The sequence below is a fragment of the Marinomonas algicola genome, assembly GCF_014805825.1.
Lineage (GTDB): Bacteria > Pseudomonadota > Gammaproteobacteria > Pseudomonadales > Marinomonadaceae > Marinomonas > Marinomonas algicola.
In genome coordinates, this window is the sequence record NZ_CP061941.1 from 3,481,976 (window position 1) to 3,507,327 (window position 25,352).

Below are 25,352 nucleotides of genomic sequence, written 5' to 3' on the forward strand. Positions count from 1 at the left end.
GCGGCTTTAGCCCGACAACGAGTTGATATCATTGACAATTGTTGCGCTAAAGCACAACCTACTTTAGCTCGATAACACGCACATTTAAATCAAATATTGTAGGCGTGTAGGTCGCGGCTTTAGCCCGACAACGAGGTGATATCCTTAACAATTGTTGCGCTAAACACAACCTACTTACCGATTTCATTTTTTTAATCTAAACCAATTTTTCCCGATTCCAGTAAAACGCTAATCACCTTATCAGCCGCTTCGTCAGCGGATAAGTCATCCGTATTCACTCGCACTTCCGGTGAGGTTGGTTTTTCATAAGCCGAATCAATACCGGTAAAGTTTTTCAATTCACCGCGGCGGGCTTTTTTGTATAAACCTTTAGGATCTCTCGATTCTGCCACTTCAAGAGAGGTATCTATAAAGACTTCTAAAAATTCCCCTTCTTCCAACATAGCGCGAGCCATCGCACGCTCGGAACTGAAAGGAGAAATAAACGCACTGATGACCACCAAGCCAGCATCCACCATCAGTTTACCGACTTCAGCCACGCGGCGAATATTCTCCACCCGGTCCCCATCGGTAAAACCAAGGTCTTTATTTAAACCATGCCGCACATTGTCGCCATCCAGTAAGTAAGTATGCACTCCCATGGCATAAAGCTTTTTCTCTACCAAGTTTGCGATAGTAGACTTTCCAGAACCGGACAATCCAGTCATCCAAAGCAAGCAAGGTTTATGTGCTTTTAAGGTCGATCGCGCTGCTTTATTGATATCCACATGCTGCATATGAATATTTTGGCTGCGGCGTAATGTAAAATTAATCATGCCTGCGGCAACCGTATTATTATTCATACGGTCAATTAGAATAAAGCCACCTGTGTCATGGTTTTTTTCATAAGGATCAAACGCTATAGGCTGATGTAAATTCACATTACAAACAGCAATACTATTAAGCTCCAGTTTCTTAGCTGGAAAATGCTCCATTGTATTTACATTTACTTGATGTCGAATCTCAGTCACTGTAGCACTTAGCACCTGAGTGCCAATTTTCATTAAATAAGGACGACCTGGTAACATAGGTTCATCACTCATCCAAACTAAATTAACTTGAAATTGCTGACCCGTTTGCGCCGGTAAATCAATACTTGAAATAACATCTCCACGAGACACATCAATTTCGTCTTTTAATATTAAAGTAACGGATTGACCTGCAACGGCCTCTGTGAGGTTGCCATCGAACGTATAAATAGATTCTACTGTGCTGGTCTGCCCTGAGGGTTGCACACGTATTGAATCACCCACTTTTATTATCCCGCTGGCAATACTTCCAGAGAAACCACGAAAATCTAAGTTAGGACGATTTACCCATTGAATAGGCAAACGAAACGGTTGAGTTTGAAGGTAAGATTCGTTTACTTCGACCGTTTCAAGAAAGCCCATTAAGGTAGAGCCATTATACCAAGGCGTGTTTTCACTTGGCACCGTAATGTTGTCACCTTTTAGTGCTGACATTGGAATAAATACAATTTCTTCAAATCCCAACGCTTTAGCAAAGTCACGGTATTCATCGCAAATTCGAGCAAATACTTTTTGCGAGTAATCCACTAAATCCATCTTATTTACAGCGACGACAATTTTACGAATACCAATTAACGACATCAAAAAACTGTGACGACGAGTCTGAGTAACAATGCCGTGGCGAGCATCCACCATTAAAATAGCGGCATCTGCAGTAGAGGCGCCGGTAATCATATTACGGGTGTATTGCTCATGCCCAGGCGTATCCGCAACAATAAATTTACGCTTATCTGTTGAGAAAAAACGATAAGCAACATCAATCGTAATACCTTGCTCACGCTCTGCCGCTAAACCATCTACTAAAAGTGCGAAGTCAATCTCATCACCTTGTGTGCCATATTTTTTAGAATCGGTTTCAATAGCCGCTAGTTGATCTTCAAAAAGCATTTTTGAATCAAATAATAGACGTCCAATTAACGTACTCTTACCATCATCAACACTGCCACAAGTAATAAAACGCAAGAGACTCTTGTTTTCATGTAACGCTAAATACTGATCTATGTCCGTTGCAATCAAGTCTGAAACATTTGACATTAGAAATACCCCTCTTGCTTTTTCTTCTCCATAGACGCCGCAGAATCATGGTCTATTACTCGGCCCTGTCTTTCAGATGTTTTGGTCAATAACATTTCTTGAATAATATCAGGCAAACTGGTTGCCGTTGACTCAACTGCGCCAGTTAAGGGATAACAACCTAACGTTCTAAAGCGCACTGATTTTATCATTGGCACTTCACCTTTTTGCAATGGCATTCGTTCATCATCTACCATAATCAGCGTTCCATTTCGTTCAACAACAGGACGCGGAGCAGAATGGTATAAGGGGACAATTGGTATATTTTCTAAATGGATATATTGCCAAATATCTAATTCCGTCCAATTAGATAGAGGAAAAACGCGGATACTTTCGTCATTATTTTTACGAGTATTATAAAGCTTCCAAAGTTCAGGTCTTTGCGCTTTTGGATCCCAACGGTGTTCTGCAGTACGGAATGAGAAAATACGCTCCTTCGCTCTGGACTTTTCTTCATCGCGTCGAGCGCCTCCAAAGGCGACATCGAATCCATGCTCATCAAGCGCTTGTTTTAACCCCTCTGTTTTCATAATGTCAGTATGCAACGCGGAGCCATGAGTAAAGGGATTAATATCTTTTTCAACGCCTTCAGGATTAACATGAACAATTAAATCCAAATCATGTTTTTTCACCAACTCATCCCTGAACTTGTACATTTCTTGGAACTTCCAACGAGTATCCACATGCAATAATGGAAAGGGTAACTTAGAAGGTGCAAACGCTTTCATCGCTAAATACAGCATCACGGCACTGTCTTTACCAATCGAATACAACATGACAGGATTTTTCGCCTCGGCGACCACCTCCCTCATAATGTGTATACTTTCCGACTCTAAACGCTGTAAATGCGTCAATGACGACATAACTTACTCCTTCCAATCCGTAGCGTAGGGATCCCCCTGCGACTAGCTCAATAGATTACATATTTAATAACAGCCAATTAGCAACATACTCTTTGGCTAATGTTTGAGTTAAAACACCCTGTTTTAAATCACTTTTTATCGATCATTTTTCAGGCAGCGCTCTTGATACAACAAGATGTAACGGCTGATGAATATCTTCACGCATGGCCCACTGATTGACTGTATCAGCTCGCCTTAGATCGACCCCAGCAAGAATCAAGGTAATGGGTATATTCACCTCGGCTAACAACAAACTTAAACAATGAATCAACCAAGACTCTGTCGGCCAAGTATTTGAGGCACTCCACATTAGCTTCCGCTTAGGTGACTGAAAAACCAATTGAGTTTTTTTACCCTCTGTTGTGCCAAGAGTAAAACAATGGCCTAAAAAGATACGTCTTTCCTTCGTTAACGTAAAAGAGTCAGATTCCATCAAACGTTTAAGCGCGGGCTTAGAAATAAAGTCCTCGATTTGGTAACTATCTGGCATCATACCTAAGCGAGCTAACAAATGCGTTGCCGCTCTCTCAGAAACGGCTAGCCCATATTCATCTTGAATAAACTTAGTAACACGAGCCCGTGTCCATAAAAAAGGCTGATCTGAAAGCATGGCTTTTCTCACATATTCAACCTGTTCATCATCCAATATAGAGCCAGTACCTTTGACACGACCACGAACTTTTCCTTCTAATGCCTCCCAACCACCAGATAAAAATAACTTATGGGCGTTAATCACAGTAGGCGCACTCAGCCCTGTAAATTGGCAAACATTTGCAACCGTCTCACCTTTTAAACGAAGTTTAACCGCCGTTACTTTGGCTTGATATCGTTTTGCTGGCATAAATTATTTTACTCAACTAAAAAATATAAACTTATATAAAACAAAAACTTAAAAACCAAATCTCATTTTTTGAAAAACTTATTATAGACAGTGTATTAAAAAATGTTTCAAAATACCAATTCTAGATTGTTTTATAAACAAACGAATCCGTTATCAATAAATACTTCCTTATAAAGACACTAGATAAAACACGACTTGAATCTCACAAAAAAGGAAAGAAAAGTTGGATAGCTTTGGAATGGACTGGTTGGTGCTAATCAGTATTGGCATACTACTTATTGTGATTGTCAGTGGGCGAATGAAGCCTGCGACCGCCTTCTCTTCTTTAGCGGTAATTTACCTCACTTGTAACCTGGTCACGCTACCGACTTTCCTAAATAGCTTTACTAACCCTGCGCTCGCTACGCTTGTGCTACTGCTTATATTGTCACTCGTCTTCGAAAGAGCAAATTTACTTGAAAAGCTCGCCTCAAAATTGCTCCGTGGAGGTGAGAAATTTGCGTTAATAAAACTATTAATCACAACCAGCACCCTCAGTGCTTTTTTAAACAACACCGCCGTGGTTTCAACTCTTTTAAGTCACGTCGCTAAGCAAACATCCATTAGCCCATCAAGGCTACTGATTCCACTGTCTTACGCCTCTATTTTGGGCGGGATAACGACACTTATTGGCACCTCAACAAACCTAGTCGTTAACTCCTTTATGATTAATGCGGGCCTACCTGAACTCACCTTATTTCAGTTCAGCCAAGTGGGCATCCCTATCGCGATTATTAGCTTGATTGCGCTTTATTTTGCCGCTCGCCTGTTACCTAAAAGCAATGAAACAGAGCAACAAGAAAATCAGAATCAATATTTTTTAACCGCAAAAGTCGAACCGAACTCGCCATTAATTAATAAAACCATTGAAGCAAATAAATTACGTAACCTAGAAGGACTTTACCTTGTTGAAATAGAACGCAACAACACTCTCATAAGCCCTGTTGCCCCCAATGAAAGAATACAACAAAATGATTTATTAATGTTTTCGGGAGAAATTAGTAAAGCAAGTGCATTACAAAACTTTGAAGGATTAACCATTGGTGACCAGAAAGTCACTCAAGTATTTAACAACAATTTAGTGGAAGTTATTATCTCCAATCAATCCGAATTAGCCGGAAAAACGCTTCAATCTGTGGACTTTAGAACCATGTTCAACGCTGCCGTGATTGGCATACGACGAGGAGACAAAAAACTAAAAGGCCAATTAGGACGCATCCCTTTAAAAGTCGGCGACAGTTTATTAATAACGGCTGGCGCTAACTTCAAAAACCACCGAAACCTGGATCGTAACTTTCACATACTGACAAAAGACCACTATCAACCACAAATAAATACCCTTGTCAGCAGCATGGCGGTTCTCGGTTTTATCGGGGTTTTAATCTTATCCCTAATGCAAATATTGCCATTATTCACCGGGTTACTCTTACTTCTAGGAATACTTATAGGGAGTAAGGTATTGAGCCTAAGTGAAGTACGCAGACGCTTTCCTTTTGAGCACATTGTTATCATAGGGTCTGCGCTTATTATCGCCCAAGGATTGCAACAGTCAGGCGCTGCGCATCATATAACCCATCTAATGCGTTACCTTTTAGAAGGAAGAGATGTTTACTTTACCTTGATCATTCTGTATTTGATGACATGGGGACTCACTGAGATTATCACCAACAATGCTGCCGCGGCGTTGTCCTTCCCAATTGCACTGTCTATTGCTCAGAGCCTTCAATTAGACCCCTTTCCCTTTATCATGACCGTCGCTTTTGCCGCAAGCGCCTGCTTTTTAATTCCTTTTGGCTACCAAACCCATTTAATGGTGTATTCTGCGGGGCGCTATACCATCAAACACTTTTTAAAAGTGGGTAGCATTATTTCTTTGGTTTATTTCCTATGCACAATAAATTTGGTTTATTTTGTGTATATTTCACCATAAAAAACACGAAAGAATTTTAGGAACGGATTAAAATAAAATTTTCAATAATTATAACTATTCATCTATTTGATAGTTGATAGTTGATAAAAAAGCGCCTCTCCCCTTGTTTAGTAGAAAAAAAGAGATAAAATGACACTTACTTTCGATAATAAGTTAGAAGAATCTGACAAAAAGACCCACTTAGTGATGGCTTTACCACTTTTTCTAACCATTGAAAGGTTACTAAACACTACTTAAGAGGGGTAAAGGATGTTTCTTCCTAGAGTAAAATGGGTTGTTTTTTGATGAGTATTTATTTATTAAACAACCCAATCATTCATAATAACTGGGGATGCGCTACATCTGTAGTTGAACTGTTTGGCTATAAAAACCCAGATAAAAAGCCTCTCGCTGAGGTTTGGATGGGTGCCCACCCAAAAGCACCGTCAAAACTAATTTTTAATGATAGCGAAACAGAGCTACACACCTATATTAATCACGACCCTGTCAAAGTACTAGGGCAACGATGCTCAGATAAATTCAACAACAGGTTGCCTTTTTTATTTAAAATTTTATCTGCAAGCTCCCCTTTATCGATACAAAGCCACCCTAAAAAAGATCAAGCACTAGCAGGTTGGAAAAAAGAAAATTCTCTCAATATTCCTTTAAACGCCCCCCATAGAAATTATAAAGATGATAACCACAAACCAGAGCTTGTGTTTGCAGTTACAGAGTTTCACGCACTCAATGGCTTTAGAAGTTTTAGTGAAATCATAGATATTTTTGAGCGAGTTAAAGGCCCTATTCTATCACCGTTAGTTGATCGATTTTCAAACAATGTCACATCTAAAGGTCTACGGTTATTTTATGAAGCCCTAATGACCCACTCAGGAAAGACTATTTTGATCGCTGAAGTGATACGCAATATTCACATGGCAATAAGAGAACAACAAGATAAAAGGCGACTCCAAGCATATAGGCTTGTACTTGAATTAATAGAATCGTATCCAGATGACATTGGTGTTTTAAGCCCTCTTTTAATCAATTATGTCATTTTACAACCGGGCGATGTCATGTTTATTAATTCAGGGACCTTACACTCTTACCTAAAAGGCACAGCTCTTGAATTAATGGCTAATTCAGATAATGTTTTACGAGGAGGACTAACACCCAAGCACATAGACATTACTGAATTATTGAACACTACCGTTTTCGAACCAATTGCATTTAACAGCATAAAAATACGCCCTCAAATCGAGAATAATCACAACGAATTGATTTTTCATACAGAAGCAGAAGACTTTCAGTTTAGAACGATCAAAGTGGAAAACCAAGACATTATTATACCAGTATCATCCGCTGAGATTTTATTCGTACTTTCTGGTGAAATTAGTATCAAAAGAAAATCAAAAAAAGCAGACCACAACAATAAGCATTTAATCGTTAGAGCTGGAGAAAGCTGTTTTATTTCAGCAGAAAATAAATACTATATATTAAATGGCCAAGCAAAAGTTGCTCGTGCAGTCACTCCCTTGTAGCTCAAGCAGTCCACTTTATAAAAGAACTAATAGGATAAAGCAATGATTTTACCTGTAATAATGTCTGGAGGCAGTGGCTCTCGGCTATGGCCCTTATCACGAAAACAACACCCTAAACAGTTTCTTTCTCTCGTTGGTGAAAACACCATGCTACAAGAAACTATATTGCGTTTGAACGGGTTAGAAACCCTTTCACCTTCGATCATTTGTAACAAAAACCATCGTTTTATCGTCGCAGAACAACTAAACGAAATTGACGCATTAGGCGGTGATATATTACTAGAACCTCAGGGACGCAATACAGCCCCAGCAGTGGCATTAGCCGCATTAAAAGCCATTAAAAAAGGCGCTGATCCACTATTGCTAGTATTGGCAGCAGACCATGTCATTACAGATGTAAACGCTTTTCATCTGGCGATTGCACAAGCTCAAAAATGTGCAGAAAAAGGACGACTAGTGACCTTTGGTATCGTACCGAATAAGCCCGAAACAGGTTATGGCTATATACTCAGTGGCCAGCAGATAGAAGGTAGTGATTGCTTATTAGTGGAAGAATTTGTAGAAAAACCAAATTTAAAAACAGCAACCATCTATGTCGAGTCCGGAAAATATTTTTGGAACAGCGGCATGTTTTTATTTAAAGCCAGTGTATATATACAAGAGCTTGAAAAATACCAACCAGATATTCTAACAGCTTGCAAAGCCTCTATAAAAAATGCAGTAACCGACTCCGAGTTTATCCGTGTCGATGCAGAATCCTTTTTGCCATGCCCAGACGACTCAATAGACTATGCCATTATGGAGAAAACGGAGCATGCCGCTATGATACCTTTAAATGCAGGCTGGAGCGATGTCGGTTCCTGGTCATCTATATGGGAGGTAAAAACAAAAGACGCAAATAACAATGTAAACCGAGGTGACGTTAAAAGCATCGATACCAATAACTGTTTAATTGACGCACGAGATAAATTGGTTGCCACTATTGGCATCAGTAATTTGATTATAGTAGAAACCAGCGACGCCGTCCTTGTTGCAGACCAATCTCGGGTACAAGATGTCAAAAAAATAGTAGAAGAACTTAACAGAGAAAAACGCTTAGAGTCAGTACAACACAGAACCATTTATCGCCCTTGGGGGCATATCAACCTCTTACAACGTGGTAAGCGTTATAAGTCTAAACAAATAACCATGAAGCCACATGCACGCTTATCACTACAGATGCACTATCATCGTGCTGAACATTGGATTGTGGTGTCGGGCACGGCAAAAGTACGTTGCGACGATAAAGAATCGTTAATAACCGAAAACCAATCAACCTATATTCCTATTGGCGCTGTGCATTCAATAGAAAACCCTGGCAGTATTCCATTAGTAATGATTGAAGTACAAACTGGCTCTTACATAGCCAAAGACGACATAGTGCGCCTAGAAGATTTATACGGTTTTGATAAAGACTAAGCTCTAACTCGTCAAATACGAATAGGCATTTACAACTAATTGATACTGTTTTTATTGCATATCTCTTACCTAGGTTTTATTTATAATTAATACAAAAGAAATCAAAGTGTTTTAAAAGCTATAGTTGATATCGTTTCATATTTGGCTTTTTTAAATTAAAGGGGAATTAACTTGTCACTAGATAATTACAGAATACTGATCAAAGGAATGTATGCTATTTTACTCTTCAGACTGCCAAGCTCGAAAGAAGTAGAATCTCATGTAAGTAATGGGCCGGCCAATGAAAGCATAAATAATTTTATTAGCCGAAAAGCCATGTCAATAATTTCCTCTTCAGAAAAAACGAAGAAAGCAAATAAAAACCCGTTTCAATATTTTGACATAATGAATAAAGCGGATTTGAAAGATCTTAACCACTTGCTAGATCAGTATCTTGATAAAACAAATGATGCAGAGAATTTCTTTTATGTAGAAGTAAAAGCGTTATTAGGTGAAGTCGAAGTTGATCAGGCATGTGAAATCTATGCTCAACTAAGCCAAGTGAAAAACAACAATATTTCACAGATAAGTAAGGCTCGTTTAATTAAATATAAAAGCAAAAATGAAGATGAGTTTTCATTAGAGAAAAGGAAGTTTATTCAACAATATGAAAAAAAAATGAGTTCAGCAGAACTTTTTCAGAAAGAACAAGATATGACTGAAAGCGCAGTGACCCTTTCTCAGTTGAGAAGATTTAGGAGCGATATGCTAAGGAGCTCGGATGTAATGTCTGATGCACTTGGTGATTACATTATAGACAGCTATGAGAAGCATACTTCCAAAGAACTGATTGATATTTTTAGTTCGGCGTTGATTCTTAAAAATTTTTCTAAATTAGATATTGAAATATTAGCAGACTATTTAAAGAAAATATTAGAATTAAAAATAACAAAACAAACTGACTCGAAAATCAATCTTCCTGTAATTATTACAGGAGGTTTTTTATTCTCTGGCTCAAGCGCAATTTATGATTATTTTAGAACCTTCTCTGGCGTCTCAGTTATAGAAATGGGGCAGAAAGAAGTCGAGAATCCATTGGTTGGAGCTTATTATAGAGCAACTAAAGCTAACACAGATAGACAGAGTGTATTAGATTTTTACTTAAAGTACCTTCTTAATCTCTTTACTCCAAAAAATCATGATCATTTAAATTTAAAGCGACCAACTTTTAGTTTTTTCGAACGTTCTAGATTTGGACTCTCACCTATAGATTTAAGCACCTATATAGAACACTTAGATGTGTTGATATCAGGAGTGCTGAGTAACGAGATTACCGTACAAAGGCAGGCTTTATCGTTATTTTTAAAAGGCTTTTCCTCTAGTATTAACAATCAACCAGAATTTTTACTCCTTAACCAATCCCCTTCAATAATGGGTATACAAGCAATTAATGCTTTACCTTTAGACTCTAAATGTGTCGTAGTTTATCGTGACCCGAGAGATCAATTTGTCGATCAAGTTAACCATGGCGCTTTGAACTTTGGAAAATATCGAGATGTTAATGGCTTTATTGAAAAATTTAGGGCAGATAGACTAAGTTACCTTGCAAAAAAAGAGAACGAGTGCAACTCATACCACTTTGTAGAAACCTATTTTGAAGATTTTATTCTTTCTGAATCAGAGCGTAGACGTGTATGTAATGAACTGAATCTTAGCTTTGAGAACAGTACGCGCTTCTTTAACCCGGAAGTATCGAAAAAAAATATCGGTATCTATAAAGACTGGCATAATCAGAGTGATATATTGGCGATTGAATCAGAACTAAAAGACTATTTTTGGGGTTCTTGAAGACTGTTTTGATGTTACGCTAAATCGATGGTTTTTATAAAAGTGAATTAATAGCTTTTCTATAGGGAATATTTTATTTGGAAAAGTTTAATGAAATAGTTTTGAGGATTTTAATGAATAATTTAGTCATATTAGGTGCAGGAAAACCCTTAGTTGGTGACAGTAATCCCGCCATTAGAAAAGCGTCTTACAATATAAAGGTTACCGATTGGATTCTGCATACGACCGCTTTTTTGGTTGATAAAGTAACCTTTGTGGCGGGGTATCAGGTTGAAGAGATTGTAGACAAATACCCAGATTTCACCTATGTGACTAACCATAATTGGCATAACACAGGAGCAGCAGAATCTCTACTTTTAGCCTGTGGAGATATTAATGGAGAGGTTTATGTTTCATACGGTGACATTGTTTACCGTAAGAGCTTAGTAAAAAAAATAGCCACCTCTGATGCGGATGTGAGTGTGGCAATCGATAAAAAATGGAAACAGAGATATGCCAATAGAACCGCTGAAGATATAGAAATATGTGAAAAAGTATGTCTAACTGAGGAAAAAGTACATCGATTAGGTAGCGATATTCCAGTAGAAATGGCGAGTGCTGAATTTATTGGCTTCCTGAAATTTAGCCCTCAAGTGATAGAGTATCTTAAAAACTGCCGTCCAGAGTTACCAAAGGACATTACCAAACTGCATTTAAGTGGTTTAATAGAGTTTTTAAGAATGAAAGGCTTTGATATACAAGTATTTGATGCGGCAGGAGATTGGGCTGAACTTAATGAGCCAGCAGATTTAGCTCATTTTGTTATGGGGACTAAAGCGCAAACCTTGAAACGCCTTCAAAGCGTAGTCCATAAGAGCCGTATTGAAGATCAGGTAAGCTTTACCGTATCTGAATGGCGTGTGGCGGCGACTCAGATTACGCAAAAAATACAAGAAGCCTTCAATGATAACCGGTTAGTCGTTCGTAGCAGCGCTTTGTCTGAAGATGGTTTTTCTAGTGCGAATGCTGGTGCTTATACCAGTGTGCTTAGAGTCGATTGCTCTCAGCTTTCCGCCATCCAACACGCCGTAGAGGAAGTGATTTCTTCTTATCCCGACAATAATCCAGCCAATCAAGTATTGGTTCAGCCAATGGTAAATGATGTTGTTGCAAGCGGCGTCGCGTTCACTCGTACTTTAGATCATGGAGCGCCCTATTATGTGATTAATTATGACGATGTGACTCGCAGCACTGAATCTATTACGAGTGGGGCCAGCCGTGAACACAAGACCTTGTTAATGCATCGAAATAGTCTTCATTTGTTAGATGCTGTGCCCGATGTAGTTAAAAATTTAATTCCAGCAATGGCTGAAATTGAATCTTTGCTTGACTTTGACTCCTTAGACATTGAATTTGCAATCAGCCAAAAAGGCCGTGTTCATATACTTCAGGTACGACCGATTGCGGTATTGCATGAACTAAAAGAAGAGGATGACTCCAATATTCAGGAAATGCTTGCTCATGCAGTCGCAAGGTTCGAGGATCTGCAAACAAGTACACCGTTTGTTGTTGGCAAATCGGCTTATTTTGGCGTAATGCCTGATTGGAATCCGGCCGAAATCATAGGTACCAAACCTAGCAGGATGTCCATTAGTTTATATAAAGAACTCATCATGGATTCAAATTGGGCGACACAGCGAGCTGAATACGGTTATCGAGACGTTCGACCTCAGCCCCTACTAACCTCTTTTGCGGGCCACCCCTATGTGGACATTCGAGCCAGTTTTAACTCTTTTGTTCCAGCAAATTTAGGTGATTCACTGGCTACTCGACTAGTGGACTTTTACCTCAAGCACTTGGCAGAAAACCCTCATTTGCACGATAAAGTGGAGTTTGATGTAGTGCCTACTTGCTATGGTCTGGATTTTGATAGATGGAAAACGCGCTTAACTGAAAAAGGTGGTTTCAGCCTTGATGATATCAGTCAACTTGAGAATGGATTGAAGAGCATTACACGCAATGCCTTTAAACGCACGACTAACGATTTGTCGTCGATTTCTATACTTAAAGATCGTTTTGAGAAAATAAGTACGTCCAATTTACCTCCTCTTAATAAAGCCCTCGTATTACTTGAAGATTGCAAGCGATATGGTACTTTAGTTTTTGCCCATTTAGCCCGTAGTGCGTTTGTTGCTGTGACCCTACTTAAGTCAGCTGTTAACCGTAATATTATTACTCAGGCGGCGGCGGATAGCTTCCTTGGCTCTATTCGTACTGTGACACATCAATTTACAGAAAATGCGACAGACACAGCGCTTGGCAATATGTCTTGGGAAGACTTTGTCACAAAATACGGTCATTTACGACCAGGAACCTATGATATTTCTTCTCCATGTTACCGAGATGACCCTGAGCACTTCTTAGTTCCAATCGTCGAGCGTGCCAAACAATCACCTCAATCCTCTCATGTGTTAGATAGTCAGCAGTGGGATAGGGTTAAAGCAGATTTTCTTCAGGCTTTAGTAGATGAAGAATTGGTGAGTTCATCAAATTCTATTGAACAATTTATGCGTGATGCTATTGAAGGACGAGAGTATGCAAAGTTTATATTCAGCCGTAACCTTTCAGCGGCACTCGACTGTTTGGTCGTTTACGGCGAATCTCTAGGTTTGTCAAGGGACGATCTATCCTATATAGATATCGCTGACTTAATGCATTGCCAATCGGGTACTGGACTACTGACCAATGATGGAGCTCAAGAGCTGAAACGCCTTGCGGAACTAGGTAAAGCCACCCACAAATTAACCAGTACAATTGAATTACCACCACTAATTACCCAATCATCAGATTTCTGTGTTTTTCTTTACCCTAATACAGAAGCCAATTTTGTTGGTTCAGGTAAGATAAGAAGTGAGTGTGTAGATCTACAATTGAGTACGGAGGCTAATGCTCTCAACCTTAGTGGTAAAATTGCGCTTATTCCGCAAGCTGATCCAGGCTATGATTGGCTATTTGGTCAGAATATTGCTGGTTTAATAACCATGTATGGAGGGGCGAACTCTCACATGGCAATCCGTTCGGCGGAGTTTGGGCTGCCAGCGGCCATTGGTGTTGGAGAAACAAAATATGCCAGCCTTGCTTTGGCTCAAGTGCTTGAACTAGATGCAGGTAATCGACGTATTCAGGTGATTCGATGAGTAAACGTATTGGCATTACCCAACGTGTAGAGGTCACTGCTTCTTATGGAGAACGACGAGACTGTTTGGATCAACAATGGTTTCTACTCTTAGAGTCGTTAGGGTTTTTACCCGTTCCAGTCCCTAATAGTTTAATGGATGTATCTGCTTGGTGCCGATCCATGCAATTAGATGGATTTATTTTATCCGGAGGGAATGACTTGTCTCATTTACCAGGCGCAGCAAATTGTGCTCCAGATCGTGATCGTACAGAAAGCGCTCTTCTAGACTATGCTAGCCTAGAATGCTTACCCATATTAGGTGTCTGTCGTGGAATGCAGTTTATCAATCATTATATGGGAGGCTCTTTATCTGCCGTTACTCAACACGCAGGTACTCGACACTTAGTTGAACCTATCGGTCACTCAGAAGTATTTAATGCCTATGCAGGACAAGCCGTTAATAGTTTTCATAATTGGGGAATTCCAAGCGGAAAATTGGGGAATAATTTGGTTTCTGAGATAGTTTCTCCAACTAAGGAGATTGAAGCTTACAGTCATGAAACCTTACCTTGGATAGGTATAATGTGGCACCCAGAGCGAGAGCAACCTTTTAGTAAATTAGACACAGCCCTTTTAACTAATCTATTTCGGAGTTTAGAGTGAAAGTAATTATCCTAGCCGCTGGTATGGGGTCACGACTTAGACCTTATACCAATGATATACCTAAATGTATGGTGCCTCTTGCAGGTAAGCCTATGTTGCACCGTCAATTAGAAGTGCTTCGTAATGCAGGCCTAAATGATATAACCATAGTCGGTGGTTACAAATATGAGTGCTTAAAGGGAAATAACACTCAGGTTGTATTTAATCAAAAATACGATATAACCAATATGGTTTATACTCTTTTCTGTGTCCAAGAACAGATGGTAAATGGTGAAGATATTTTGATTACCTATGGTGATATTGTATTTGAGCCTGAGGTTTTAAATAAGGTGCTCGACACTGAAGGTGATGTGGTCTTAGGTGCGGACCTTTTTTGGCGTCGACTTTGGGAAATGCGTATGGATAACCCTTTATCCGATGCAGAAACCTTCAAAATGAAAGACACCAATCAAGTAATAGAACTGGGTAAGAAGCCAGATAGCTATGATGACGCTCAAGCGCAATATATGGGTATAATTAAAATCAATGCTAAATGCGTAGAGGCTCTAAAAGCGGTTTATAATCAAATGGATCAAAATGCCACCTATGATGGCCAAGATTTTAATAATATGTATATGACCAGTTTTATCCAGCATTTGATTGATATTGGCTGGGAAGTAAAAGCGGCCTTGGTAAAAAACGGTTGGATTGAAATTGATACAAATGATGAGCTAGACATTTATAATTCACACTATAACTCAGGGGCATTAGACTCTATTGTTAGACTTACATAAAATATAACCATTTATTTGGTTTAAGTAGAGTGTCTAACTTTAAAGTAGCCAGCTTTAATTAAAAATATTAATCGTGTGCTAAAACAATGCTTTATAAAGCAATATTAAAAGGGAAAAAATGTGAAAACTGCAGTTATTACAGGTATTACAGGTCAAGATGCAGCTTATTTAGCTGAGTTATTATTAGAAAAAGGCTACACGGTGTATGGTACATATCGCCGTACAAGTTCAGTAAATTTCTGGCGTATAGAAGAGTTAGGGATAGAAAAAAATCCAAACTTACACCTAGTAGAATATGATTTAACAGACTTATCTTCATCTATTAGATTACTACAAACGACGGAGGCGACTGAAGTATATAACCTCGCTGCTCAAAGCTTTGTTGGTGTTTCGTTCGATCAGCCACTAACAACCGCTGAAATTACGGCTATTGGCCCTGTAAATCTTTTAGAAGCTATTCGTATCGTCAACCCTAAAATCAAATTTTATCAAGCTTCAACCTCTGAAATGTTTGGCAAAGTTCAAGCAATCCCTCAAATCGAAACAACGCCATTTTATCCAAGAAGCCCTTATGGTGTAGCCAAGTTGTATGCTCACTGGATGGTTATCAACTATCGTGAGTCCTATGATATTTTCGCTACTAGCGGTATATTATTTAATCATGAATCTCCCTTACGCGGCCAAGAATTTGTGACTCGTAAAATTACTGACAGTGTGGCTAAAATTAAGTTAGGCAAGCTAGAAACTTTAGAACTTGGTAATATGGATGCAAAACGGGATTGGGGTTATGCGAAAGATTATGTTGAAGGTATGTGGCGTATGCTACAAGCAGATAAGCCAGACACCTATGTCCTCGCAACAAACCGTACTGAAACAGTCCGCGATTTCGTTACTATGTCATTTAAAGCAGCCAACATTGAATTAGAGTGGTCTGGTAGTGAAGAAAATGAAATCGCAAAAAATGCTAAAACAGGTGCAATAGTAGTTAAAATAAACCCTAAATTTTACCGTCCAGCGGAAGTTGAATTATTGATAGGTAACCCTGAAAAAGCACAAAAAGAGCTAGGATGGACCCCTACAACAACACTTGAAGAGCTTTGCTCTATGATGGTAGAGGCTGACTTACGGAGAAATGAAATTGGATTCTCATTTTAACAAACGAGTTCTAATTACTGGAATTGGCGGCTTTACAGGCCGTCACTTAAAAAAGCATCTTGAAAGGCAAGGAATGAAGGTATACGGCACCACCTATACATCGTCTTCTATGGAAGATACATTCCCTGCAAATATCACAGATGCAACCAGTATGGTTGATGTAATTAATAAAGTAGGTCCTGACTATATTATTCATTTAGCGGCTATTTCATTTGTTGGGCACGGAGATGCCGCAGAGTTTTACCGTGTGAATGTAATCGGGACCGAAAATTTACTACAAAGTATTCTTAAATCTAACGCTAAAATTAAAAAAATAATTATCGCGAGTAGCGCTAATATTTATGGTAACAGTAATGTTGATCTAATTTCAGAAACATTACCACCTGAACCTGTAAATCATTATGCATGCAGCAAAATGGCTATGGAAAAAATAGTCTCTAATTATTACAGTAAGTTGCCAATAATTATCACTCGCCCATTTAATTACACGGGTATAGGACAAGCTGAACATTTTTTAGTGCCTAAAATTGTTTCTCATTTCAAACAGCAGAAAAAAGAGATCGAGCTTGGTAACTTAGATGTTTACCGAGATTTTTCTTCTGTTGACTTTATAGTTGACGCTTACTGTAAACTATTAGGTTCTGATGCTAGTGGCCAAATATTTAATGTTTGCAGTGGTAGTAGCTACTCGTTGAAACAAATAATTGAACTACTTGAAACGCTCGCTGGTTACAAAATTAATGTTACAATCAACCCTAAATTTGTACGTGCCGATGAAGTAAAAAGAATTGCAGGAGATAATGGTAAATTATTGAATTTATTTCCAGAACTTAAAGTAGTTGAGCTAGTGGATATATTAAAAAAAATGTTGCATAAATGCAATTAAAAATAATATTTTCAAGATAAAACTAGACTTAATAAAACCTAAACCTATGCACTTAATTTAATATAAAAGATAAAAATTTATCTATTTTTGGGAGATTTTATGTTAACAGAAAATGACGTTATCCAAGCTTATTTGAATTTATTCGATAGAGAACCTGAGAATTCAGAAGTAATTACTAAATGGATGAATATATGTAAGGATAATCAAACATTGAATAAAGCACTTATGTCATCTAAAGAATATAGAAAAAAAACGCCTAAAACCATAACATTTCATTTCGGCTTTCATAAAACAGGCACTACCTCCATTCAAACTTGGCTGGAACTAAATAAAAGACATATATTAAATAATGCTTATGTTTATAACCTTCACAATGGTAGTTCTAACCCTCTTAAATTCGCATGTAATAATTTTGAGCTGGGGAATGGTCAATTAAAAGCCATTGATAATGTCTGTTCGATAATGAAAGATCAGATTGATAGCTTTAGACAAAATAATATAATTTACACTGATGAAACTACTCTAGGTTTACCTCTTGGATTTTCAACTCGTAATAAAGACTATACACAATCTGATGTTTATCCAATATCGCCAATACTTTTAGATCAAATATTGAGCAACTTCACTGAATATAAAGTAAATGTTATTGTAATGGTTCGGCAATATGATAACTGGTTGAAAAGCATATGGAATCAAATGTTTAAACAGTCTAGCTTTGATGGAGGGTTTGATGACTTTAAAAAAGAATTTATGAGAGAAAGAAATTTAGACACGGTATCGAGTGAATTAAAATCTATTTCAAATAAATTTTCAAATGTAACCTTCTATTCACTTCAATTTGAAAAAGAATTCGAAACAAATGATGTGAAAGATTTTAATTTTTTTAAAATATGTCAAATCCCTAGTGAAGTTCTAAGTAAATGCACAACCTCATTGACAGTGGAAAATAAATCAATATAACGTATATTGTTTTTATATATCGAACATTATATTTTAAATATCTTATTATAATGCACAATACATAAATTTAATAAAAAATAAAAAATAAAAAATAAAAAATAAAAAATAAAAAATAAATTATTTAATCTTTCTGTAATAGTTCAATGAAAATTAGAATTTATTTTCGATAGAAAATTAATAATCTTCTACTTTTTTAGACATTTTTAATGGACATGATTTATTATGTAATAATATCAACTAATTATTGCCCAATAAAATTTATAAAATTCAAGCGGCAACCACTAAATGAAAACAGATATTTTTCTATGTTTGATATTAAAATTCTCGAATTAAATTCAAGTTAAATAATTTAGATATTCCATACACCTATAATAATCGTATTAAAAACACACTAATTAGAGTTGGTATTTTCAAATTTTCCTTTTTAAATAGAATTAATAAAGTTGGAACATCATATGAGAATCTGGGTAGATGGACAGTGTTTTCAAACGTCAAGTAATATTCGCGGAATTGGTCGATATGTTATCGATTTTATACGAGAATTATCTATTAACGATATTGAAATTATTATTTCATTAAATGGATCTATACAACAAGAAGCAATTTCAGCCTGTAATTACTTAAAGGGATGTATTCCTAATATTATAGTAAAAATATGGTATGGCACTACCCATAGCCCAGAAAGTATTGCAGGGTATACACTAGAAAGAATGTTGGATGAAGAAATACTTACTGCACATGTTAATGCTATAAAACCTGATATTGCATTGTCAGCAAGCCCATTTGAGGGGGTTTCAGATCACACGTCTCCCTTTATTAAAGTAAAAAATTTAGTCAATATTAAAACCATTTGTATTTTCTATGATGCAATTCCTTATCGCTTTCCCGATACTTATTTACAAAATTTAAATACTAAAAAATCTTACTTACGTCGGCTTGATGAGCTTGAAAATTTTGACACAGTACTTTGTATTTCAGATTTTACAAAAAATGAATATATAGATATTTTTAATAAAACTAACTGCACGACAATTTCAGCAGGCATATCAAATGAGTTTAATCAGCTCATTAATGAGTGGGTTTACGACGAAAATTCTATAGGAGCATTATTAAACCGTTATATTGTGTATGTAGGCGGATTAGATTGGCGTAAAAATATACCTTGTTTAATAGAGGCTATGGCTCATTTACCAGAATGCCAATCAGGGAAATTAAAGATAATACTTGTAGGAAGCTTTTCTGACATTCATATTCAACCTCTTAGAGATATTTTTGATGGTTATAATATCCCTCAAGAGTGTTTGGTGACGACAGGCTATATCGAAGATAACGAGCTAATTGACATATATAAAAATGCATTAGTTGCTGTGCAACCTTCTCGTATGGAAGGGTTTGGATTAGGAGCTTTAGAAGCAATGGCTTGCGGGACACCTTTTATATCTGCATTCGGTGGTGCTGTCGCTGAGGTGGTACAAAATGAAGAGCAAATGTTTGATCCAGATTCATCTGATAGCCTTACTAAATTGCTCAAAAAGCTAATATCAGATGATACGTTTAGAGGTGAAATAATTGAGCATGGTTATCTACGTACAAAAGAGTTTTCGTGGGAAAAAACAGCTGCTATTACGATGCGTGAGTTTAAGGTATTGGTTAAAGATAAACTTGATACAAGCATTAAATCAGAAAATACGTTGTCTGTAGTTGAAGATGCTCCTCGCTTAATTATGGATGTTACGTCAACAGCTCAAAGCCCTATATTATCTGGCATACAGCGTGTAATGCATAATATATCAAATGCAATGCTGGATCAAAATAAGACTTCAGACACAAAAGTGGTGTTAAGTTACAGCCAAAATACAAAAGATTGGTATCAATTAACAAACTTAAATAAAGAGTCTGTTGAGCTAAGCCCATTTAATAGAATTACATATAACCAAAATGATTCATATTTATTATTGGATAGCTCTTGGACCTTTCTTGAAGGGCAAGGACAGCGATTAACCGATGCGTTAGTTATGGGGCAGGAAGTAGTGCATGGAGTTTACGATATAGGACCTTTAACCATGTCGGCCATGACCTCTGAAGGCATGCCGCCTGCTTTTAGACGTTGGATTGAATTTATTCTCGGGTATTCAACCGGAATTGTTTGTATTTCAAAAGCGGTTGCCGATGAAATGTATCAGTTAATACAAGATATAAAATTACCCCGCCCAATGAAAATTGGTTACTTTAGACTCGGAGCTGATTTCTCTGATGCAAAGCCTGATGTTACTGAGCTTAATTTTATTAAAACCCGCCCAACTTTTTTAATGGTAGGTACCATAGAACCCCGGAAAGGGCAATATTATGGCTTGAAAGCGTTTGAGCAACTTTGGGATCGTGGAGTTGATGTTAATTTAATTATTATTGGTAAAGCAGGCTGGGACACTAAAATGTTCCAACTTGCTCTTGAACATCATCCCCAAAAGGATAAACGATTATTTTGGTGTGAAGGAGTATCCGATGCAGGATTAGCTGCAGCTTACGATGAAGCTGATGCACTTATTATGACCTCTTATCTTGAAGGGTTTGGTTTGCCCGTTGTTGAGGCCGGCTTACAGAATACTCCAGTTATATTGTCTGATCTTCCTGTATTCCGTGAAGTTGGCAAAGGGACCCCAAAAGCGAGTTACTTCATTCCGGGCTCCATTAACGGTTTAGCGCAGGCCGTAGAAAAATTTCTTAACGAAGAACTAGAAATTGATTTCAGAGATGTTGATGTTAAATGGCCTACATGGGGAGAAAGCGCCCTTGAGTTAAAAGAAGTGGTTCTTAATAATAATTGGTATAAATATTATGAACCAGAACAGGTATTCCCTAATGTACAGCTTAATGATATTGGCAAGGTAACATTAGTTAGAAAGCTATCTGAACATGAAACTCAGCATAAGTTAACGATAATCGAAGGACCTTTTTTATCAGATGATGGTAGTCATTTACGTATAGCTGTAGCAGTTAAAAATAACAGCAATACCTTATGGTCTAGTAATATTGGTGTGTCTGATAGTCTTGGTATCAATTTAAGTTATCATTTATATGATAAAGGCGGTGACTGTATATTTTATGATAACCCGCGTACGGTGATTCCTTTTGTATTACCACCAGGTCAAGAAATTATAATGCCAATTAGAATAAACTCTGACTGTCTTACAAAAGGCGTTTATTCAGCAGGAATTGAATTAGTACAAGAGGATGTACGCTGGTTTGGTAATGAGCAAAAAATTAAGTTGACTAAGCCCTTTGTTGAAAATAATGACATTGTGGAACTGGTACCAGGAAAAGAAACAAAGGTACCTCAATTAATTTATTTCAGAGGGCCATTCGGAAACTCTTTAAACACAGAGCAATATTTTCTTTTTTCTGTTATTAATTCAGATAAATATACCTTACATTATGACCATGACTCAATGAGTCAATTTTCTTACGCATTAATTGATGCTGAAGGCAATAAAACGCAAAAAGGTGTTTGGTCTGTTAGCCATTTTGATTTTATAGAAGCGTACAATTCAGGTTTTATTAGCTTATTTACGGATACTCAGCATATTCAGAATTCAAAATTCCTGTCTATTACCTTTAAAGAACACACTTGGAATTTTGACCTAGAAACAAAAGCAATAAAACACATTAAATCTCAGAGTAAAATACACCATAAAGCGAATAACTTTCACTGGATAGAAAAACTGGTTGGGAAAGAGTTAAGAAAAAAAGAAATACTTCATTCCTTTTCCCCAAACAGCCCTCTCACGATGAGAGGTTTTAATGCAATAGAGGAGTCACATGTATGGATGGCAGACATATCAGGTGAAATCGATATTAACTCGCTTGTTGATAAAAATACTATAATAACTCAGATCAAAGTTGTTTGTTCACCATTACCTAGTGCCTTAGACACTATTGAGCTCCGCTTATCTATAGGAGATACATTACTTAACAAAATCCCCTTATCCAATGACTTTATGGAGTACAATTTTGATATTGACATAGATAACTTTAAAAATATTGTAAACAATAACTATCGAATTAAATTTTCTACAAATCATCACTACAAAGAAGAGAATGGAGAACGGATGTTGTCCATTTGTTTTGCAAACATATCACTTAATATTTTAGAGTTAATCGACTGATTAAAGTTGATACCCTTTTTTGTTTGTAACAAAGAAGGGTATCAAGCAAAAATAATATCTATTCACGTCTCTATTATTTTTTTGAATAAATCCCAACACTGGAAAATATTTTTTTAAATACTTGTTTACCATGTAAAAATGAATAATTCATATCTACTAATAATTGACTATTTTCAGAAAATTTATGCCATAAAACGTGGTCATCGTATAATTTAATAATTGAATCGACCCACTCTTCTGGTGAATGTGCAATAAGAGTACTGATACCATGAGTTAAGCCCGTACCTTCTGCCGCCACATTCGTTAATACTGTCGGTAAATGATAAGCCATTGACTCTAATACTTTACCTTTTATCCCTGCTCCAGAAAGTAAAGGGGCAACAAACACTCGATGGTTATGATATACATCATCTAAGGATTCAGAGAAACCAACCATCCTAATATTTTCAGCTGTACACTCTTTATATTCTATTGGCATCTTACTACCATAGACATAAAGTATAATATCAGGTCGCTTTTTCTCAAGTAGAGGCATTATTTCGTCATTCAAAAACTCAACAGCTTCCCGGTTAGGAAGGTGATTAAATCCACCAAGGAAGGCAATGCCATGACGCTCTAAAAAATCTTTTCCTTTATTTTTTTCTTCAAGCACCCAAGGGGTAATATGAAGTTTATCTGATTCTGAAATATGACTTGTTATGACAGCATGTTCAGTAGCGTTATAACAAAGAATGGCATCTACCTTTTGACATACGGATAACTCTTCCTCTCGAGTTTTTAGCGAATTATCAAGAAGCTCTTTATTATCTTTTTTCTTTAAGGCTAATCTCATCTCTCTCAAAAAGTGTAGATCCGAATTATTAAAAATAATTTTCGCTCTGGAATTTTTACGAATATAGTCAATGTAATCTTTAGCAATATGATAACGTGTAATATAAACAGCATTAAATTCATTAAGACGTCTTTCCAGCACCTGATTAACACTTAAATAGAAGGGTGTATAAAGGACCTCTATACCCATTTTTTGGAGATGGGCAGTATGCGCACCTAAATGTGCCAAATTAGCAGGGACAAAAGTCACTTTAAAACCTAATGACTGCATTAATTTCATTTCTTGAATGGCGGCATAACTGCCTGCATCTTGATTTTGTATAGGCGTTGCATAATCGATAACGAGTATGCGTTGATCTGCATGACGGTCTTTTTTAAGAGGCAATAAGTCATGATGCGGGATGCCGTTATCGCAATACTCAGAAAACCACTTTTCACAAAAAAGACTTGCATTTATAGCTTGGTATTTTTTTAACCCCTCAGAAATATCTTTTCCATGAGACAGCCCTTCGAAGTGAATGACTTCTGAATGAGGTACATAAACCACTTTATACCCAAAAGATCTCACTTTAAATGAAAGATCCGTATCTTCATAATAGCAAGGACTAAATTCATCACTAAATAGACCAACTTCTTCCCAAACAGATTTTTTAATACATAAAGCCGCTCCTGTTATATAATCTACTTCCCTAGAATAATTATATTCAGGCAAAAGAGCATTTTGATTTCGCCCGACATTCCAAGGATCGCCATTCCCCCAGATAATTCCACCAGCCTCTTGTAAAGTGCCATCCGAGTTAAGTAATTTTGACCCCGTTATTGCTATTGATTGATCTTCATCATGTTTATTAATCAGCTCATCAATCCAAAAAGAAGTTACTTCTGTATCATTATTGAGAAAAATAATATATTCCCCTTTAGCGTATTTACTAGCTTCATTACAATTTTTTAAAAAACGTAAATTCACAGAAGTTCGCGACACTATCAAGTTTTCAATAATTGATTCGGCTTCGGAGGTTAAATCAGTAGAGCAGTCATCCGCTAAAATTACTTCATATGGTGTTTTGTTAAAGGCTAAAGCTATGGATGCGATACAATGATAGGTTAGCGCAAATTTATTAAAAGCGGGGATAATAATTGAAACTTTTGGAAAAGCCGTTTTTGGTAGTATAATTTTAGAGAATTCCGTTCTACCTTCATATCCTTCAACAACTACTGTGTGATATGTAAGAATATTCTGAATATCTGAATATCTTTTATTATTAACCATTGCTTCTAATTGATAATTTAATGATTCATATCTTGTGCTAGATTGCTTTGAAAGAGATAGTATTCTAGGGGTTCTGAAGCTATCTTTTAGGTAAGTCCATGGAGTCTTAATTGGTTTAATATTAACTATTAGTGTCGCAATAATTTGTGTCATTCCTTTAACTGAAACCTTAATAAGGTGATCATTTCCATCATGAAAATGAATTGGTAGTTTAAATTCAACTTTACTGTATTTTTTATGATCACTTAAGAAAATTTCACTTATTATCTCATCAAAAGAATAGATGCAAACTATATTATTGCTGAGGTTCTTATTAGAAACAACATTAAAAAGTATATATCCATTTTCTTCACGAAAATCATCAACACAAAAATTTTGGCTCACACTAGAATATTCATAACTTCCATTCTCTATTGTTTGCCTCGTAGTAGCTTCTACAATACTATAGCTAATTACGTCTTTATTATTATTTGGTAGCTCTTCTATATCAATTTTAAATGCATGATTACCCTTACCAATATTAGCATTAAGCAAGTCTTCCCTATAGCCATTCGCTAAACCGGCGCCAACTAATCGACCATCAGCAATTAAGTTTATATTTAAAGGTTCAATATTACTTGGATCATATGCCCAGCCATAGGCAATTCCAGCTTCAATCAAATCAATAGAACCATGTAAAGTTCTTTTTATGTTTAATAAAGCATTTTCAGCTTTAACTTTTGATGTCTCTTGTTCACTTGACATTTTATATTTCCATAATGAATCAATTAATCAACTTAAATGTGACTTTTAAATTTGATAAACACTTAAAAAAGCAAGAATAAAAAATATAATATAGT

At 36.8% G+C, this 25,352-nt stretch carries 15 protein-coding genes; 11 read left to right on the plus strand and 4 right to left on the minus strand.

The genetic code is table 11. The annotated features are described in order from the left end of the window. Window positions 1-191: 191 nt before the first annotated feature. From cysN to IEZ33_RS15995, 3 genes are all read right to left on the minus strand, one after another. Window positions 192-2,102 carry a sulfate adenylyltransferase subunit CysN gene (cysN, locus tag IEZ33_RS15985; protein ID WP_191601013.1) on the minus strand — a complete coding sequence of 637 codons (1,911 nt, stop codon included), beginning with the start codon at window positions 2,100-2,102 and terminating at the stop codon, window positions 192-194. Beyond that, window positions 2,102-3,004 carry a sulfate adenylyltransferase subunit CysD gene (gene cysD / locus IEZ33_RS15990; RefSeq protein ID WP_191601014.1) on the minus strand — a complete coding sequence of 301 codons (903 nt, stop codon included), beginning with the start codon at window positions 3,002-3,004 and terminating at the stop codon, window positions 2,102-2,104. The genes cysN and cysD overlap by 1 nt, the downstream gene beginning before the upstream one ends. Window positions 3,005-3,146: 142 nt before the next feature. Further along, window positions 3,147-3,884: a helix-turn-helix domain-containing protein gene (locus IEZ33_RS15995; protein ID WP_191601015.1), complete on the minus strand. Its 738-nt coding sequence runs from the start codon at window positions 3,882-3,884 to the stop codon at window positions 3,147-3,149. Between the two features lie 223 nt (window positions 3,885-4,107). Between IEZ33_RS15995 and IEZ33_RS16000 the strand changes: the two genes are divergently transcribed. The 11 genes from IEZ33_RS16000 (at window position 4,108) to IEZ33_RS16050 (ending at window position 22,412) form a co-directional block, all read left to right on the plus strand. Next, window positions 4,108-5,853, plus strand: a complete 1,746-nt coding sequence (locus tag IEZ33_RS16000) for an SLC13 family permease (protein WP_240009557.1) — start codon at window positions 4,108-4,110, stop codon at window positions 5,851-5,853. A gap of 284 nt (window positions 5,854-6,137) precedes the next feature. Beyond that, complete coding sequence (gene manA / locus IEZ33_RS16005) at window positions 6,138-7,370, plus strand: mannose-6-phosphate isomerase, class I (RefSeq protein WP_191601016.1); 1,233 nt, start codon at window positions 6,138-6,140, stop codon at window positions 7,368-7,370. Between the two features lie 42 nt (window positions 7,371-7,412). Continuing rightward, entirely contained in the window at window positions 7,413-8,828 is a 1,416-nt protein-coding gene (locus IEZ33_RS16010; RefSeq protein WP_191601017.1) for a mannose-1-phosphate guanylyltransferase/mannose-6-phosphate isomerase, read from the plus strand. A gap of 171 nt (window positions 8,829-8,999) precedes the next feature. Then, window positions 9,000-10,655, plus strand: a complete 1,656-nt coding sequence (locus IEZ33_RS16015; protein WP_191601018.1) for a hypothetical protein — start codon at window positions 9,000-9,002, stop codon at window positions 10,653-10,655. A 113-nt stretch (window positions 10,656-10,768) separates the two neighbouring features. Continuing rightward, window positions 10,769-13,831 (plus strand): PEP/pyruvate-binding domain-containing protein, encoded by a 3,063-nt coding sequence (locus IEZ33_RS16020; protein ID WP_191601019.1) that lies wholly within the window; start codon window positions 10,769-10,771, stop codon window positions 13,829-13,831. Beyond that, on the plus strand, window positions 13,828-14,475 hold the full coding sequence (locus tag IEZ33_RS16025) for a gamma-glutamyl-gamma-aminobutyrate hydrolase family protein (RefSeq protein WP_191601020.1): 648 nt from the start codon (window positions 13,828-13,830) through the stop codon (window positions 14,473-14,475). Before IEZ33_RS16020 ends, IEZ33_RS16025 begins: the two co-directional genes overlap by 4 nt. After that, window positions 14,472-15,248: a phosphocholine cytidylyltransferase family protein gene (locus IEZ33_RS16030; protein WP_191601021.1), complete on the plus strand. Its 777-nt coding sequence runs from the start codon at window positions 14,472-14,474 to the stop codon at window positions 15,246-15,248. Before IEZ33_RS16025 ends, IEZ33_RS16030 begins: the two co-directional genes overlap by 4 nt. A 120-nt stretch (window positions 15,249-15,368) precedes the next feature. Next, window positions 15,369-16,403: a GDP-mannose 4,6-dehydratase gene (gene gmd, locus IEZ33_RS16035; protein ID WP_191601022.1), complete on the plus strand. Its 1,035-nt coding sequence runs from the start codon at window positions 15,369-15,371 to the stop codon at window positions 16,401-16,403. Next, the gene (locus IEZ33_RS16040) at window positions 16,387-17,289 is read left to right on the plus strand and encodes a GDP-mannose 4,6-dehydratase (RefSeq protein ID WP_206696865.1); all 903 of its coding nucleotides are present in this window, start codon (window positions 16,387-16,389) and stop codon (window positions 17,287-17,289) included. The genes gmd and IEZ33_RS16040 overlap by 17 nt, the downstream gene beginning before the upstream one ends. Window positions 17,290-17,388: 99 nt before the next feature. Further along, the gene (locus IEZ33_RS16045; protein WP_191601024.1) at window positions 17,389-18,249 is read left to right on the plus strand and encodes a hypothetical protein; all 861 of its coding nucleotides are present in this window, start codon (window positions 17,389-17,391) and stop codon (window positions 18,247-18,249) included. 455 nt (window positions 18,250-18,704) lie between these two features. Beyond that, the gene (locus tag IEZ33_RS16050; RefSeq protein ID WP_191601025.1) at window positions 18,705-22,412 is read left to right on the plus strand and encodes a glycosyltransferase family 4 protein; all 3,708 of its coding nucleotides are present in this window, start codon (window positions 18,705-18,707) and stop codon (window positions 22,410-22,412) included. 73 nt (window positions 22,413-22,485) lie between these two features. Here IEZ33_RS16050 and IEZ33_RS16055 read toward each other — a convergent pair whose 3' ends face one another. Further along, the gene (locus IEZ33_RS16055) at window positions 22,486-25,257 is read right to left on the minus strand and encodes a glycosyltransferase (protein ID WP_191601026.1); all 2,772 of its coding nucleotides are present in this window, start codon (window positions 25,255-25,257) and stop codon (window positions 22,486-22,488) included. Window positions 25,258-25,352 lie beyond the last annotated feature (95 nt).

Bases quoted from the DNA above. Each gene is read 5' to 3' on its own strand.
- cysN (WP_191601013.1), bottom strand. From the start codon at position 2,102: ATGTCAAATGTTTCAGACTTGATTGCAACGGACATAGATCAGTATTTA.
- cysD (WP_191601014.1), bottom strand. From the start codon at position 3,004: ATGTCGTCATTGACGCATTTACAGCGTTTAGAGTCGGAAAGTATACAC.
- IEZ33_RS15995 (WP_191601015.1), bottom strand. From the start codon at position 3,884: ATGCCAGCAAAACGATATCAAGCCAAAGTAACGGCGGTTAAACTTCGT.
- manA (WP_191601016.1), top strand. From the start codon at position 6,138: ATGAGTATTTATTTATTAAACAACCCAATCATTCATAATAACTGGGGA.
- IEZ33_RS16010 (WP_191601017.1), top strand. From the start codon at position 7,413: ATGATTTTACCTGTAATAATGTCTGGAGGCAGTGGCTCTCGGCTATGG.
- IEZ33_RS16020 (WP_191601019.1), top strand. From the start codon at position 10,769: ATGAATAATTTAGTCATATTAGGTGCAGGAAAACCCTTAGTTGGTGAC.
- IEZ33_RS16025 (WP_191601020.1), top strand. From the start codon at position 13,828: ATGAGTAAACGTATTGGCATTACCCAACGTGTAGAGGTCACTGCTTCT.
- IEZ33_RS16045 (WP_191601024.1), top strand. From the start codon at position 17,389: ATGTTAACAGAAAATGACGTTATCCAAGCTTATTTGAATTTATTCGAT.
- IEZ33_RS16050 (WP_191601025.1), top strand. From the start codon at position 18,705: ATGAGAATCTGGGTAGATGGACAGTGTTTTCAAACGTCAAGTAATATT.
- IEZ33_RS16055 (WP_191601026.1), bottom strand. From the start codon at position 25,257: ATGTCAAGTGAACAAGAGACATCAAAAGTTAAAGCTGAAAATGCTTTA.